Origin of the sequence: Ornithinibacillus contaminans, assembly GCF_001038425.2 — a bacterium.
Lineage (GTDB): Bacteria > Bacillota > Bacilli > Bacillales > Amphibacillaceae > Ornithinibacillus > Ornithinibacillus contaminans.
Window position 1 is genome coordinate 1 of record NZ_LDPV02000007.1, and the last position, 15,877, is coordinate 15,877.

Annotated in this window: 17 protein-coding genes; 1 reads left to right on the plus strand and 16 read right to left on the minus strand. The window is 41.2% G+C overall.

Translation table 11 applies throughout. From position 1 onward, the window contains the following. On the plus strand, positions 1 to 703 hold a 703-nt coding region (locus JF53_RS00440), incomplete at its 5' end, for an IS256 family transposase (RefSeq protein ID WP_157052436.1). A 126-nt stretch (positions 704 to 829) separates the two neighbouring features. On the opposite strand, the gene JF53_RS00445 is transcribed toward JF53_RS00440, so the two are convergent. The 16 genes from JF53_RS00445 to fba all read right to left on the minus strand — a co-directional run bounded on the left by JF53_RS00445 (position 830) and on the right by fba (position 15,753). Beyond that, positions 830 to 1,378, minus strand: a complete 549-nt coding sequence (locus JF53_RS00445) for a manganese efflux pump MntP (protein WP_047980888.1) — start codon at positions 1,376 to 1,378, stop codon at positions 830 to 832. 193 nt (positions 1,379 to 1,571) lie between these two features. Beyond that, positions 1,572 to 2,606 carry an L-threonylcarbamoyladenylate synthase gene (locus tag JF53_RS00450; protein WP_047980889.1) on the minus strand — a complete coding sequence of 345 codons (1,035 nt, stop codon included), beginning with the start codon at positions 2,604 to 2,606 and terminating at the stop codon, positions 1,572 to 1,574. A 225-nt stretch (positions 2,607 to 2,831) separates the two neighbouring features. Then, positions 2,832 to 3,233, minus strand: coding sequence for a GNAT family N-acetyltransferase (locus JF53_RS00455; protein ID WP_047980890.1), 402 nt, complete (start codon positions 3,231 to 3,233; stop codon positions 2,832 to 2,834). Between the two features lie 80 nt (positions 3,234 to 3,313). Continuing rightward, positions 3,314 to 3,919 carry a stage II sporulation protein R gene (spoIIR, locus tag JF53_RS00460; protein WP_047980891.1) on the minus strand — a complete coding sequence of 202 codons (606 nt, stop codon included), beginning with the start codon at positions 3,917 to 3,919 and terminating at the stop codon, positions 3,314 to 3,316. 106 nt (positions 3,920 to 4,025) lie between these two features. Continuing rightward, entirely contained in the window at positions 4,026 to 4,238 is a 213-nt protein-coding gene (locus tag JF53_RS00465) for a hypothetical protein (RefSeq protein ID WP_047980892.1), read from the minus strand. Positions 4,239 to 4,240: 2 nt separating this feature from the next. Beyond that, complete coding sequence (locus tag JF53_RS00470; RefSeq protein ID WP_047980893.1) at positions 4,241 to 4,582, minus strand: SurA N-terminal domain-containing protein; 342 nt, start codon at positions 4,580 to 4,582, stop codon at positions 4,241 to 4,243. 145 nt (positions 4,583 to 4,727) lie between these two features. Then, complete coding sequence (gene prmC, locus JF53_RS00475) at positions 4,728 to 5,582, minus strand: peptide chain release factor N(5)-glutamine methyltransferase (RefSeq protein WP_047980894.1); 855 nt, start codon at positions 5,580 to 5,582, stop codon at positions 4,728 to 4,730. A gap of 1 nt (position 5,583) precedes the next feature. Then, positions 5,584 to 6,654 (minus strand): peptide chain release factor 1, encoded by a 1,071-nt coding sequence (prfA, locus tag JF53_RS00480; protein ID WP_047980895.1) that lies wholly within the window; start codon positions 6,652 to 6,654, stop codon positions 5,584 to 5,586. Between the two features lie 300 nt (positions 6,655 to 6,954). After that, positions 6,955 to 7,902, minus strand: a complete 948-nt coding sequence (locus JF53_RS00485; RefSeq protein ID WP_047980896.1) for a nuclease-related domain-containing protein — start codon at positions 7,900 to 7,902, stop codon at positions 6,955 to 6,957. A gap of 364 nt (positions 7,903 to 8,266) precedes the next feature. Continuing rightward, positions 8,267 to 8,884: a thymidine kinase gene (locus JF53_RS00490; protein ID WP_047980897.1), complete on the minus strand. Its 618-nt coding sequence runs from the start codon at positions 8,882 to 8,884 to the stop codon at positions 8,267 to 8,269. A 250-nt stretch (positions 8,885 to 9,134) separates the two neighbouring features. Further along, positions 9,135 to 9,380 carry a type B 50S ribosomal protein L31 gene (locus JF53_RS00495; RefSeq protein WP_010099468.1) on the minus strand — a complete coding sequence of 82 codons (246 nt, stop codon included), beginning with the start codon at positions 9,378 to 9,380 and terminating at the stop codon, positions 9,135 to 9,137. Between the two features lie 159 nt (positions 9,381 to 9,539). After that, positions 9,540 to 10,820 (minus strand): transcription termination factor Rho, encoded by a 1,281-nt coding sequence (gene rho / locus JF53_RS00500; RefSeq protein WP_047980941.1) that lies wholly within the window; start codon positions 10,818 to 10,820, stop codon positions 9,540 to 9,542. A gap of 533 nt (positions 10,821 to 11,353) precedes the next feature. After that, positions 11,354 to 12,325: a class II fructose-bisphosphatase gene (gene glpX / locus JF53_RS00505; RefSeq protein ID WP_047980898.1), complete on the minus strand. Its 972-nt coding sequence runs from the start codon at positions 12,323 to 12,325 to the stop codon at positions 11,354 to 11,356. A gap of 87 nt (positions 12,326 to 12,412) precedes the next feature. Continuing rightward, complete coding sequence (locus JF53_RS00510) at positions 12,413 to 13,702, minus strand: UDP-N-acetylglucosamine 1-carboxyvinyltransferase (protein WP_047980899.1); 1,290 nt, start codon at positions 13,700 to 13,702, stop codon at positions 12,413 to 12,415. 389 nt (positions 13,703 to 14,091) lie between these two features. After that, positions 14,092 to 14,739, minus strand: coding sequence for a fructose-6-phosphate aldolase (gene fsa / locus JF53_RS00515; RefSeq protein ID WP_047980900.1), 648 nt, complete (start codon positions 14,737 to 14,739; stop codon positions 14,092 to 14,094). A 159-nt stretch (positions 14,740 to 14,898) separates the two neighbouring features. After that, positions 14,899 to 15,753, minus strand: a complete 855-nt coding sequence (gene fba, locus JF53_RS00520; protein WP_047980901.1) for a class II fructose-1,6-bisphosphate aldolase — start codon at positions 15,751 to 15,753, stop codon at positions 14,899 to 14,901. Between the last annotated feature and the right edge of the window lie 124 nt (positions 15,754 to 15,877).

The following is a 15,877-nucleotide window of genomic DNA, read 5'->3' on the forward strand; positions in this document are numbered from 1 at the left end:
AACCATTCGCAATCAATACGAGACAAAAAAGTACGCTGTTTACACCATTTTAGGCTATACCATAGAGGGCAATAAAGACATTCTTGGTCTGTGGTTAAATGAAACAGAAAGCAAGCACAAATGGATGCAAATCTTTGATGAAATGAAAGCAAGAGGAGTCGAAGATATCTTCTTTATTTCCATGGATGGCGTGTCAGGACTGGAGGAAGGAGCTCGCTCCATATTCCCTAATGTCATTGTCCAACGATGCATTGTGCACTTAATTCGTAATGCCATTAAGTACGTTCCAAGTAAGGACTATAAAGCCTTTACTGCCTCGTTGCGAAAGGTTTATGGTGCTCAAAGCCTAACGGCATGTCAAAGTGCGTTTGAATCCTTTAAACAACAATGGTCTGCGTATCCAGGAGCTATCGATGTCTGGGAACGTAACTTTGAGCATGTGGAACAACTATATGACTTCGGCAGCGCAGTTCGTAAAATTATGTACACAACGAATGCAGTCGAAAGTATCCACTCCAGCTTCAGAAAAGTAACGAAAAAAGGAGCATTCCCAAATGAGAACGCTCTGCTTAAAGTTCTATATTTACGTGTGAAAGAGTTGGAAAACAAATGGGAAGGTGGTCATATTCAAAACTGGTCTTTAGCCATGAACCAGTTATTAATGGATGACCGATTAAAGGATAGGGTTCTCAAATATATTTGAGTATATTTTTTAGGACTTACACACTTTATTTGACAAACCCATCATTTCTTAAGAACTGCACGATTAGTAAGTTGAACTGCACATGATTAAGACCATTTCCTTAGCAATTAGGAAATGGTCTTTTTTTCAAAAGATAATGTATAGGCCAAACCCACTTAGTATGCTTCCACCTAAGATTTCACCAAAGGCACCAATCACTCCGTGTACCTTTCTCCCGAGTAGCATTCCTGCCCATGTTAACACCATACTAGCTAATCCAAACAAGAGTAGCGTCAGCGCTGTTCTCACACCAGATAACCCTAAGCTCAAACCAACAGATAGGCTGTCCAAGCTGACACTGAATGCAAATAAGATTAACCCCCAGCCAGTTGTCTGAACCATTTTTCCCTCTTCATTATGAAAAGCAGAAAACAGCATGTGCGCCCCAATTCCGAACAATAATAACCCACCAGCTAATGTTGTCCATTCACCAATTTGCGCCGAGAGCATCCTGCCAATCATCATTCCAATGAAGGGCATGACCATATGAAAAAATCCAATTACTACCCCAATTATCGCTATCCGCTTCAGCCGAATCCTCCGCATCCCAATCCCAAGGCTTACAGAAAAAGCATCCATTCCAATTGCGATCGCCATAGCGAAGGTTGAAATAAATTCACCAATTGCCTGCGACATGAACCACCCTCCTTGGACATGCTTTTAAACTATATGCTCAGGTGTAGGGGTTTATGATTGTTGGTTGGTGGGAGTGGATTGGTTTTTGGCGTGATTCTGGGCTATGGGATTGAGGTGATGTATCTAGTAACACTCCACTACTCAGCAACCCAATACAAAAAGAGGCAACTTCGATTCAAGTCACCTCTCCATATTATTCTTCTATATACTTACTGGCTGCTTTTCGTAGGCGATTCATGATAGCTTGTCCGATTCCGATTTCAGGATAGGTTTCGCATAGGATAATATCAACATCCGCCTTTTTATAGTAACGAAGTCCGTCATAGAGATTAGCTGCTGTATCCTCAAGGGTTTCGCCTAATGAAAACTTATGATCAACAGTTAGCTTTTCTAGCGAATCTCGATTGGCGAGGACAGCAACGCTTTTTCCGTTATCAACTAACTCATCGATTAGAGCTTGAAGCTTCTCATTTCCGCCCGCTACTAACCACATCGGGGCTTCAGGGGCATAGTGTGTATATTTCATGCCAGGGGCTTTTGGTTTTAATGCTGGATCAGCATGTTCAAGTGCTGGGTCTACCGTTACGTTTCCGACGACATCCTCAAGCTCTTCACGGGTAATCCCGCCTGGTCGAAGGATGACTGGGGTGGCTTGTGTACAATCAATTACGGTTGATTCCACACCCACGCCAGTTGCGCCCCCGTCGATAAGCCCGGCAATTTTACCGTGCAGATCCTCCCAAACATGGTCGGCCGTTGTTGGGCTAGGTTTTCCCGATAGGTTCGCGCTTGGTGCGGCGATTGGAATATTACATGCCTTTAGAAGAGCGATCGCAATCGGATGACTCGGAATTCGAACTCCCACAGTCGATTGCCCGGCAGTTACATTCGGTGCACAGCTCCCATTACTCTTTAGTACATATGTAATTGGTCCAGGGGAAAAGGTATCGATTAACTTATCCACATATGCCGGAACATTTTCTACTAGTCGGAGTAGCTGTTCCTTGGTTGCGACATGTGCAATCAGTGGATTATCCTGTGGACGACCTTTTGCTTGGAATATTTTCGAAACAGCCGCCTCATTCGTTGCGTCTGCACCGAGGCCATAAACCGTTTCGGTTGGAAAAGCGATTGTTTCCCCTGCCACTAGCGCATCCGCCGCTTCACGTAACATGGATAAATTGATTGATCCGTTCTCCGTTAGATTCCATCGTTTTGTTTCTATCATTAAAATGTCCCTCTTTTCTTTCCTCATTTTATCCGATAGTAATCTGTTACGCAAAAGATTTCGTTATCTGTTGAAAAGAAAAAAATCTGCAGGATTGCCCACAGATTTTCGTAAGTATTCGTAATTTTACAGATGTTATTCACAGGTTATCCACAACAAATCATGTTATGCACATTTTTCCCACAGGTTGTTCACAATTAATTTCGCTTGCCTGTGGATAAGTCATCAAGAAACATCATATGCCCACCAATTGCCTTCTTTACGTGCAACATTGCGCAGTTCTAGTGCATCTTTTTGACGATGGAATTGTAGCGCATTCAATAAAATATCCACAACTGGTTGATGACTGTGTACATAAATTTTCTTTGCTTCTTTCCCTTTCGCTAGAACGATAATGGTTTCTAGCAATACCGGTAAAATCTGCGCCGATTCTTTTGCAATGTAAAGCTGCTTCAGCCAATATACCCGGCCTTCAACGTTAGATAGTACAAAACAGCCCTTGATTTGCTCGTCAATTTCGACGACATAGCCTTCCTTTAATAGGGAGTCCTTGTCCACCTGATTGGTCGTTCTCAGAAATTCATCGATTTTATTTTCCGATGCTTCGCTTGCAATGGTTAGCTTCATTTTCCCCACCTCTATTCATACTTGATAGAATACTTCTCTAGAATCTCTCTTTTCTATCATTTTATGCACGACTGTGGAAACTATGACAAACCTAACCATTCCAGTAGAAAGAATTTTATCTCGAGTCCATTTCCTTCAGCTTCTGGATCGTCTTCAAAGCCTCCCGAACTTGCTTCAGCGACACTAATTCCGTTTGCAAAATCCAAGAAACAAAGCGGCGGGAAGAGAACACACCACCAATTTGCACCTTCTCCTTCACCAATTGTAATTAAAATTGCTTCATAGTCACCTGCAGGATACAAATAGGACCCATATATTTTTGTTGGGAAACTTACCGAGTCATTATACTCCACGTCAACATCACGATTTTCTCCCGCTTCTTGTAAGGTTTGATGGACGATTTCCTTTATCTCCGGAACTTTACTTTCTAATAGCTTTCTCGCCTCATTAATATCGGTAATTTCAGCGACCCATTCCGTAATGGCAGCATTCACATTATCACGAACAACTCGTTTTATTTCCTGATCGGCCTCATTATCACTATTTGCTAAAATCCGTAAACGAATCGCATCATCTGGAATCACCTCGTAATCATCCATCTGATTCGTCTCCGTTCCCAACCCCTTAATCGGCAAAGAAAGTGCGACCATTACCAAAATAAATAATATAATTCCTAATTTCTTCATCGTATCCTGCCCCCGTTCCTGATTTACTCACAGTATGGACAGGAGGTGATTATTTTAAACTAGTAATCTAGTATTTTTTCTGGTGTTTACCTTTTACAGCCGATCCTTAGTTATCCGCTTCTGGTTTGATAAAAATTTCAATTTCATTTTGATATTGTTGCACTAAATTATCCAGCTCATTATTTACTTTTTCCATATATTCTTCATTATCCCGCTCGTTGTTTGGATCCCCAAATTTTGCTTCAACATAAGCATTTATATATGCACTTATTTCGGCGTTTAATTTGGCATACTCTTTATAATATTCCTCTGGTTCCATCTCTAGTTTTTTGCTTGTGATAGCGCAAATTCCCATGTATTCTTGACCGACTTTGAATCTGTATTTTCAGGTGGAAGTTCCCCCATACCAAAAAGCATTTCCTCGATTTCCTCCGTTACGTCTAGTCCCATTTCCTTTGCTTCTTGGATAATTAACTCTTGCTTCACAATCCCCGCAACCAGCTCCGGTAATTTCTCATCGGATGCTCCATTCATAAACCGAATATCGCCAACAGTAATTTCCTGACCTCTTACTATGGCAGCTATGTCTTCATTATCATATTTATTACAGCCAACGAGAAAAATGAAACAACTACATATCGTAAAGCAACGCATTAACTTCATCGTTTCCCCTCATTTCATTCCCCACTGAATAAAACTTTGTTTCGTACAATTTAACGGAAAGCTACTCGAAAATACAGTGTATGTGAAAAAACACCCCAGTAAATTAGCTTAGGGTGTCACACAATACACTTCTTCAGTTCACTAGTTACGATAGGTTCATCGCAGAAACAATCCGGTCTTTTCCATTAATATCCTTCACAACATTCACCGTGCTACTAGGAAAATTTTCCTTTATTATATTGCTTACTGCCTCCCCTTGTTGGTGGCCAATTTCAAATGCTAGCTGTGCACCAGGATTTATCGTACTGGGCAACTGTCCAATAATTCGCTTATAGGCAGCAAGCCCATCATCCTCTGCAAACAAGGCGAGCGCTGGATCATGATCTATCACTGTATCGGATAGCTCTGTTTTTTCTGCATATGAAATGTACGGTGGATTTGATACCACGATATCCGCTTTCAAATTTGATTCGAGAAATGGCTCCAGAAAATCACCTTGTAAAAACGTCACATCTGCATTGAGATTTTCCGCGTTCTCCTTGGCAGTGGCCAGTGCCTCTGGAGAAATATCAATCGCATATACTGATGCATTTGGAAGTTCTAGTGCTAGTGTAATCGCGATGATTCCACTACCTGTTCCAATATCCACAATGGTAATCGGATTTGCTTTTTCCACATGATTTACCACATGCAAAACAAGTTCCTCTGTTTCCGGTCGGGGTATTAAAACATGTGGATTCACTTGAAATTTTCTTCCATAAAACATTTCGTATCCCATTAGGTGCTGAATTGGCACACCAGTTTCCACATGTTTTTTAATGTCGCTTTGAAAATTTTCCACGATTGTAGCTGGAATTTCATCACGCATTTGCACGTAGAATTGTGTTCGAGATACTCCGAGATGATATTGAAGTAGAAGCTCTGCAACACGTGTTTCGCGATTGTTTTTTTCTAAAAAAAGAGAAGCCCACTGGAGGACTTCATATTGTTTTTGACCCATGTTATTCACCAATTTGCTCTAGTTTTTTCGCTTGTTCTTCCATCACCAAAGCATCAATTACTTCATTTAGCTTACCTTCTAAAATCTGGTCAAGCTTCTGAATGGTTAGTCCGATGCGGTGATCGGTTACACGGTTTTGCGGGAAGTTATACGTACGAATCCGCTCCGAACGGTCACCAGTTCCAACGGCAGATTTACGGGTTTCATCATATTCAGCCTGTGCTTCTTGTTGGAACTTATCGTATACACGCGCACGAAGAATTTTCATCGCTTTTTCTTTATTCTTGATTTGCGACTTTTCATCCTGCATGGATACCACGATTCCTGTCGGCAAGTGAGTTAGACGCACCGCAGACATGGTCGTGTTAACACTTTGTCCACCAGGTCCACTGGAAGCAAATGTATCGGTACGAATATCTTTTTCATGGATTTCCACTTCAACCTCTTCTGCCTCTGGAAGTACGGCAACTGTTGCAGTTGACGTATGAATTCGGCCACCTGATTCTGTTTCTGGTACACGTTGCACACGGTGGGCACCATTTTCATACTTCAGCTTAGAGTAAGCCCCATTTCCTTTTACTAGGAAAATGATTTCTTTATAACCACCCACACCAGTCGTATTTGCCTCCATCACTTCGGTTTTCCAGCCTTGGCTCTCCACATAACGGGAGTACATACGATACAGATCGCCAGCGAATAACGCCGCTTCATCACCACCAGCAGCACCGCGAATCTCAACAAAAACATCCTTATCATCGTTCGGGTCCTTCGGTAAAAGAAGAATTTTCATGCGCTCTTCCAGCTCTTCTTTTGATTCCGATAGCTCGGCAATTTCAGACTTAACCATAGCTTGCATTTCGCCATCCAAGTCATCCTCTAGCATCTCTTTCGCATCTTTTAACTGTTCCGTTACATCTTTATATTCACGGTAAGCCTGCACAACATCCTCAAGCCCAGACTGTTCCTTGGAATACTCACGCAATTTGTTGGTATCACTAATAACTTCCGGATCACTTAATAACTCATTCAATTTATTATAACGATCTTCCAATGTTTGCAAACGATCTATCATCACGGTCACCTCTCTGTCGATTAACATTATAATTATAGTATAGAGAAAGGGTAAGGTCAAAGTTCTTTTGGGTTTATAGGCTGAAGCAAACGGTTTGCGTTCGGGATTTGATGATCGGGTTTCGGGATTTGTTCAGTGGATTTCGGGTAATCTCGTGTAATGTTCGGCAAACATAAAATTTCTTTCGGGATATCGTATGAGGTTCGGGATTCCTAATGAAATGTTCGGGATAAGTTTGGCTAAGTTCGGGATTTCTCGCATAGGTTTCAGGATTTCGCTGCGTTTGGGACAGTTCTAGCTCTATTCTAAAAAGTACTTACGTGAACTAGTGTTACCCACATATTTATATTTTTCTTTTTGCAGTAAGTGTTTAACAACATAGGGTGAATCCACATGTAAAAACGCACGTGCTTCCCGATTAGAAATGATACTGCCAAACAATACTCGATAGTCATGCAACGTTTTCACATGGGCATGGAGTGATTCATGTCCACAATTCGGGCACCACCACCGCTTTCGCTGACGAATCATCGGTAAGTCTGAACAACGCTCGCATATTACTCCCTTAATCAGATCGTCTTTTGTTAACTCGTACTTATCCAATAGATTTATAGACGAAGGCGTGTGAACGGAAACCAAATGCTTGCATAATCGATTAGTATCTCTTTTATTTATGGCGGCTGTCTTTTCAATTTCTCTAATTTGAAAAAATAGGTCATTATTATGGACGACTTCTCCTGGAATGGTATGGTTTGGAGATAATGACTTTATAATTGTACTAGGGGAACTAATTACCACTAAAAATTTAATCGGGATGTTTTGATAGTTGTGTTTTAACAACCACCTTTGCAGTCGAAATCGTTGTAGTTTTACTTGAGGAACAGGATTGGGGAAACCTTCTTCACGGGAATCATCATCGATACGGGTTACTTGTCCATTTTGGCCAAACACAATGGTTCCATACCAATTTTTCACCTCTAAAATAAGGATATAGTAAGTTGTAATGATAAGCGTGTCTAGTTGAAAATAACCATTATCATCTGAGATTCTTACATTATGGAGAATTGAATAGCTCTCATCCAAGAAGGTTAATGGATAATCTATTTCCTTTTCACCCTTTATACCTCTCTTTAGCTTTATCAAATCTGTTTGAATTGCTTCTTTTTTCCTATGATTGGATGGTATTCGGCTATGTAGTGCTTCTAACTGGAGCAGTTCAAGCGATTCACCACGTTCTTTCAAAATCAATATGCATCACTACCTCTCTATTTTTTCTTTCCTTAATTAAATTCAACAAGTACAACTCTTTCTCCTTTTTATTTGGAAAAAAATATCTAGATTGTTTTTGCGTTTGGGATCAGAAGTGTAATGTTCGGGACAAATACGGAGTAGTTCGGGTTTTCTCCTGCCAAGTTCGGGAAATATTGATTAGTGTTCGGGATATTGCTGCTCGTTCGGGATTTCTTGTGCTATGTTCGGGATTTCTTGTGCCATGTTCGGGATAAATTAGAAATCTTCGGCATGAATCAACTCTTGTTCGGCATTCCACCCCGCCTCCCGCATCGCGCACCCCCTCCCGCCCAACAAAAAAAGCACCCCCTAAGGGTGCTTTTCACTCAACATTCATCAACTTGCGCATGGTTGCGTTTGTTGGGCGGTTTGGGACATCGTGATGGTGGCGGCATCTTGGTTCGTATGATTCGGATGCGCCGACTAGGATGATTGGATCATCATATGATGCTGGTTGTCCGTTAATTAGCCGTTGGGTACGGCTTGCGGGAGATCCGCAGATTGGGCAGATCGCATTTAGTTTGGTAACGGATTCGGCTAGGGCCATTAATTCCGGCATTGGGCCAAATGGTTCGCCTCGGAAGTCTAAATCCAGTCCGGCTGCGATGACGCGAATGCCTCTGTCAGCAAGCTGTTCTGCTACATAAACAATATCCTCATCAAAGAATTGTGCCTCATCGATTCCAACAATCTCTACGTTATCCGCGACATTTTCAAGAATAGCCGCAGAGGAATCTACCGGACGAGCAACTACTGCATTGCCATTATGGGAAACGACGGACTCATCGTCATAGCGATTATCAATTGCTGGTTTGAATACTTGGATGGATTGATTTGCATAGGTTGCTCTTCGTACTCTACGAATAAGTTCCTCCGATTTACCTGAGAACATACTGCCACAGATAACTTCTACCCAGCCGCTTTGGTTCATAACATACATGTATCGGGATCTCCCTTCGTTCTTCTATGTTCTACATTAACAAAAAAATGATATAAGTTCAGTAATAAAAAATTGGAAATCACAAGTAAAATTTCGTTTTCACGCCTCAAATTGGCTAGAAAAACAAGTTATACGCTAAATAAAAAACAGGCAAAGTTTTAGACAATTTACCTGTTTCCTATCGGCTTGAGTTACCTCATCCTATTTGTATCAGTTGGCTAATCGATTACATATGCAATCAATGCCGGTTTTATTTCATATTATATTTCTTCTTGAAGCGATCTACACGTCCACCAACAGTGTCAGCTTTTTGCTTACCAGTGTAGAAAGGATGTGATTCAGAGCTGATCTCCACACGAAGTAATGGGTATGTGTTACCATCTTCCCACTCGATTGTTTCGTCAGAACTCTTAGTTGATCCGCTTAAGAATTTGAAGTCAGAGCTTGTATCTAGAAATACAACTTTTCTGTATTCTGGATGAATTCCTTCTTTCATGTCTTTCACTCCTTCTGCCCTGAATCCTTTGGAAACAGAGTTGTTTTAAGAGCCGTATAGGTAAAATACCTTTTCTAAACTCACTAAAAAATTATAACAGTGTGTGCGCTTGTTTGCAAGTTACTTTTTACATTAAATTATTGAAGAAATAGTGATGCCCTATCGTGTTGTGCGTTTACGCTTCATTTCTTCTTCAATTTTTTGAATGAATTCATCATTGGATTCAGACGCTTTTAATTTGCGTAAGAAGCGTTCTAAGAAATCCGGAGAATCCTGCATCGTTTTACGGATTGCCCACATTTTATCTAACTGACTTTTCTCAACGAGTAGCTCTTCTTTACGTGTTCCAGAGCGTAATAAATCAATCGCAGGGAAAATTCTGCGGTTTGCTAGGTTACGGTCTAGATGCAATTCCATATTACCGGTACCTTTGAATTCCTCGTAGATAACGTCATCCATACGAGAGCCTGTATCCACAAGCGCAGTCGCTAAAATCGTGAAGCTTCCGCCTTCTTCGATATTACGCGCAGCACCGAAGAAACGCTTCGGACGGTGGAACGCACCTGGATCAATACCACCAGATAATGTACGTCCACTTGGTGGAATGACTAGGTTGTAGGCACGTGCTAGACGTGTGATACTATCCATTAATACGATAACATCTCGCTTATGCTCTACTAAACGCATCGCTCGTTCTAACACTAATTCCGACACTTTAATATGATTTTCTGGAACCTCATCAAAGGTAGAGCTTACGACATCAACATCTGGATGAACGGAACGCTCGATATCGGTTACTTCCTCTGGACGCTCATCTACTAGTAAAATAATAAGCTTTGCTTCTGGATGATTCTCGGAAATGCTGTTGGCAATTTCCTTCAGTAGCATTGTTTTACCAGCTTTTGGTGGTGCAACAATTAGACCACGCTGCCCAAAACCAACTGGCGCCATTAAATCCATAATTCTGGTGGATAGCTTATTCGATTTTGTTTCAAGCTGCATTAAACGGTCTGGGTATAAGGCTGTTAATGCCGGGAAATGCACTCGATCCTTCGATGAATCTGGATCCTCACCATTGACCGCATCCACATGCAATAATCCATAATAGCGCTCATTTTCTTTTGGAGGTCGTACTTTTCCGGATACTTTATCCCCATTACGCAAATCAAAACGACGAATTTGCGATGCAGAAATATAGATATCCTCCGCACTAGGTGAGTAATTAATTGGACGCAAGAAACCAAACCCTTCTGAAGGGATGATTTCCAAGACGCCATCCATGAATAAGAAGCCGTCTTTTTCTGCCTGCGCTTTTAATATCGCAAAAATTAATTCTTTCTTTGTTAGCTTCGCATAGTAGGATACTTTGTATTCTTTTGCAAGCGCATAGATTTCTTTTAATGTTAATTCCTCTAGTTTGCTTAGTGTTAACTCAGCCATTTTCATCACGCCTATTCCTTAAACATATATTTACTATTTTGATAGATACATTAGTGGCTATGTAAAAATTACTTATATCTAGTTAAACTGCGAGATTGTTATCTCAATTTACTACCTCAACTATTATAATTTTATTTATTTAAAAAATAAAAAAATGCTTTTACATATCGCTCGTATCTAACTGGTTGTTTTGACAAGTTGTAGTTGATAAGGATTTTTCTGTTTAGTTTTGAATGAAATCTTACTTCCTGATGTGAAAAACATTTCGCTTGGAAGGGAAGAATTGTTAGAAGCTAGAATAGAAGTTTTTATGCGTACTCTTTTATTTACGAGTCGTTTGTGCATTTCATAATTGCTATTAACTGTATCGTAACCAAACAACACTTATCTTAAACATTTACAATGTTAACCGTTTTAATAGGATTATTCAATACTTTTTTTTGAAGACATTTTTTAGAATAGAGGAGCTGGATAACATAGCCAGTGTAAAGTATGCTTTATGACTATGTCATCCAACTTTTTTATAAGATTTCTTACTCAGGTTTAATCACTAAATTTGGCTTTTTCTTTAGGCTGTGTTCGCCGTCAATGAAGCGAACTGTTCCACTCTTGGCACGCATAACTACGGTTTGTGTTTTTGCTTTTGAACCTTTGAACTGAACACCTTTTAGTAACTCACCATCTGTTACACCTGTTGCGGCAAAAATGGCATCATCGCCACCGCAGAAATCATCCATATAAAACACTTGATTGATATCCGCGATTCCCATTTTACGGCAGCGTTCGATTTCTTCGTCATTTTGTGGTACTAATTGTCCTTGCATTTCCCCGCCTAGGCATTTCAGTGCGATGGCTGCGATAACACCCTCAGGTGCGCCACCGATTCCCATGAACAAATCAACACCTGTATCATCAAATGCGGTATTGATGGCTGCAGCAACATCCCCGTCCTGAATTAATTTAATGCGGGCACCTGCTGCACGGATCTCGTCCATTACCTCATAGTGGCGAGGGCGATCCATGATGATGACAACTAGGTCTTCGATGTCTTTGTTCTTTGCCTTGGCTACTGCTTTTAAATTATCGATGGTTGGAGCGTTGATATCAATTTTGCCAACTGCTTCAGGTCCAACCGCGATTTTTTTCATATACATATCTGGTGCATGAAGAACTTGGTTATGGTCGCCGATTGCAATAACTGCAAGGGCATTGGCCGTTCCTCGAGCGACAATGTTTGTCCCTTCTAACGGGTCAACGGCAATATCGACTAGTGGGCCTGCACCGGTGCCTAGCTTTTCTCCAATATAAAGCATTGGTGCCTCGTCCATTTCGCCTTCCCCAATTACAACGGTTCCTTGCATTGGAATGGTATCAAATACGTCACGCATGGCAGTGGTTGCAGCATCATCTGCTTCTTCCTTCTTGCCTCTTCCCATCCAGCGGGCTGATGCAAGTGCTGCAGCCTCTGTTACGCGTACGATTTCCATTGTTAAACTTCTTTCCATGTAATCCATCTCCCTTAATGAAATAACCTCATCCCAAAAAGCTTATTTATTAAAAGTAGAACGGACTATCGATGGAATAGAGGAATTTTAAGAATTCTGGAATTGCAGAACCTCTTCCTCTGTCATATCTTCACGCCATACATTTGCCCCAAGGCTATTTAGTTTTTCTGTCATGTTCTCATAGCCTCGGTCAATATGTTCTAATCCCGTGATTTCCGTGATGCCATTGGCCATTAGACCCGCGATGACTAGTGCTGCTCCTGCACGAAGGTCACTCGCCTTAACGCGTGCTCCTTCAAGCTGAACAGGGCCAGTCACAATGACTGATCCACCCTCAACCTTTACGATGGCATTCATTCTCCTTAGCTCATCAATATGCTTCAGACGAGCTGAGTATATCGTATCGGTTACAACACCTGTACTGTATGCTTTCGTCAACAGACTTGTAAAAGGTTGCTGGAGATCGGTTGGAAATCCTGGGTAGACTAACGTTTTAATGTCCACACTTTTTAATGGGTTCTTTGGTGCTGCGATGTATAGTTGATCGTCTGAGTCTTCTACGGTGACACCCATTTCGCGTAGTTTTGCTAACAGGGATTCCAAATGCTGTGGAATCACATTATCAATAATTACTTCTTTACCAGCGGCAGCGGCAGCGATGGCATAGGTACCTGCTTCGATTCGATCTGGTATGATGGTATGTCTACATCCGTGTAGGGAAGGTACTCCCTCAATCCGAATCACATCTGTACCAACACCTTTAATCTTCGCACCCATATTCGTTAGTAAGGTTGCAACATCGATAATTTCCGGCTCTTTCGCTGCATTTTCGATAATGGTTTTTCCTTTTGCTCGAACAGCAGCAAGCATGATATTAATCGTTGCACCGACACTTACTACGTCTAAATAGATGCGTGCACCAGTTAATTCTTCTGCACGAAGATAGATGGCACCCTGTTCATTCGTTACTTCTGCTCCTAATGCTTCAAAGCCTTTAATATGCTGGTCAATCGGACGTGGTCCTAAGAAGCAACCTCCAGGTAATCCGATGACTGCCTTCTTAAATTTACCAAGCATTGCTCCCATAAAATAATAGGATGCACGTAGCTTTTTCACTTTTCCATTCGGTAGTGGCATGGAGATCATGTTTTCCGGATTTATATGTATCGTTTGTCCGTCCCATGACACTTCTCCACCTATTTCTTCTAGTAATTCACTAAGTGTATAGACATCCGAAATTTCTGGCAGTCCTTCTATTGTAACCTCTGAGTCAGCTAAAATGGCAGCTGGCAGGAGTGCTACTGCGCTGTTTTTTGCTCCGCTGATGCGTACTTTTCCATTTAAGACATGACCGCCCTCAACTATCATTTTTTGCATTTCAAAAACCCCGCTTTTGAGGTTGAGACTGGGATAAAATTTTATTAAGCAAAGTAAAATACTAATGATTATTGGTGCATCGTACCCGCTCCGGGAATATACTTCGCTTTCCGCGGGGGGCGGGTGAGCCTCCTCAGAGCCATGCTCTTCCGGGGTCTCACCGCTGCCCTTCCTCCCGCAGGAGTCTTCGTATATCCCTACGCTAAAGAAGCACACTTCATCTTTTCACTTACACTATTTTTTTAGTCCGCGTCTCACACATTTTTAATTATTTTTCCAGCCTATTTATTCCCGTTTTTGTTACTTTAGAAACTGGGCTATTGTCCCGTTTTCTTGGAATGTGTTCTGGTTGTTTATTCTTAGTTTGGTCATTCCGGTTTGATTCATGCTTATTGATTTGCTTTGTTCCAATCGTTAAGGAAACGTTCGATTCCTTGGTCGGTTAATGGGTGTTTTACGATTTGGCTTAGTACATTATATGGTACGGTTGCAATATGAGCGCCATGTAATGCTGCATCGGTTACATGTAATGGATGGCGGATACTTGCTGCAATGATCTCTGATTGAATGTTGTGGCGATCAAAGATTTCGGCGATTGTTGCTACCAACTGCATGCCGTCCTGTCCAATATCATCTAATCGACCTAAAAATGGCGATACATAGGTTGCGCCTGCTCTTGCTGCTAATAATGCTTGGTTCGCATTAAAAATCAGGGTAACATTTGTTGTAATGTTTAAATCGGTTAGGGCTTTTACTGCTTTTAGCCCTTCCAATGTCATCGGAACTTTGACCGTAATGTTTGGTGCGATTGCGGCAAGTTCTTTCCCTTCTTTAATCATGCCTTCCGCATCTAGTGCAATAACCTCAGCACTTACTGATCGGTCGGTAATCTCCGTTGTGATTTCCTTCAGGCGTTCATGAAAGGATACCCCTTCTTTTGCAACAAGACTAGGGTTTGTTGTAACTCCTGCAAGGATTCCTAATTCATTTGCTTTACGGATTTCTTCAATGTTTGCCGTATCAATAAAGAATTTCATCTTTTGTACCTCCCCATATCGTGTTACACGCTTATTTTATAGGAATAGCCCTGTCAGAAAACACTGCTAATACATTATATGTGTAGCGTCGTTCGTCTGAGAGGGCATATTGTGATTGTTTACGACTAGTTTAAAGCACTAGACGCTTTTGCTTCTATATTAAGCTTGATTAGAAGAACCGAATTCGCGCATTTTGCTAATGACAGATTTCTTGATTGCTTCTGTACCAGGTCCAAGATATTTACGTGGATCATATAGATCTGGTTTTTCATTTAACACTTGGCGAATTGCTTTTGTTTGTTCTACTTGGTTTTCTGTGTTTACGTTAATCTTCGCAGTACCTAATGAAATTGCTTGTTGGATATCCTTAGTAGGAATTCCTGTACCACCATGTAATACTAGTGGAACACCAGTAAGGTTTAGAATTTCTTCCATTTCTTTGAAGCCTAAGTTTGGCTCCCCTTGGTATGGTCCGTGTACAGAACCTAATGCAGGTGCTAAGCAGTCAATGCCAGCTTCTTTAACAAGACGCAAGCACTCCTGTGCATCAGCATAGTTGATTCCGCCGATAACACCATCTTCTTCTCCACCTACAGTACCTACTTCAGCTTCAACAGATACACCGTGGATGTGTGCTAATTCTACTACTTTTTTCGTAGTTGCAATATTTTCTTCAATTGGTGAATGTGATGCATCAATCATAACAGATGTAAATCCTGCATGAATGGCTTGTGCACATTTTTCAAAGCTAGAACCGTGGTCTAAATGGATTGCAACTGGCACTGTAGTCCCGTATTCTTCCATTAATGATTTCACCATTGCTACTACTACTTTGAAGCCACCCATATATTTCCCAGCGCCTTCAGATACTCCTAGAATGACTGGAGATTTCTCCTCTTCGGCAGCTTGCAGAATAGCTTGTATGTACTCCAAGTTATTTATATTGAATTGTCCAACTGCATAGCCGTTATCTTTACCTTTATCTAGCATCTCTTTCATGGATACTAATGGCATTTGATATCCTCCTTCGATGATGAAAATAACATCACTTCAATATTGTTCATTTCCTATATAAGAATACCAAAGTCGCTCGGTATGGTGCAAGGTTATTGGATTAAAGTTATAACTCGCGAACTTT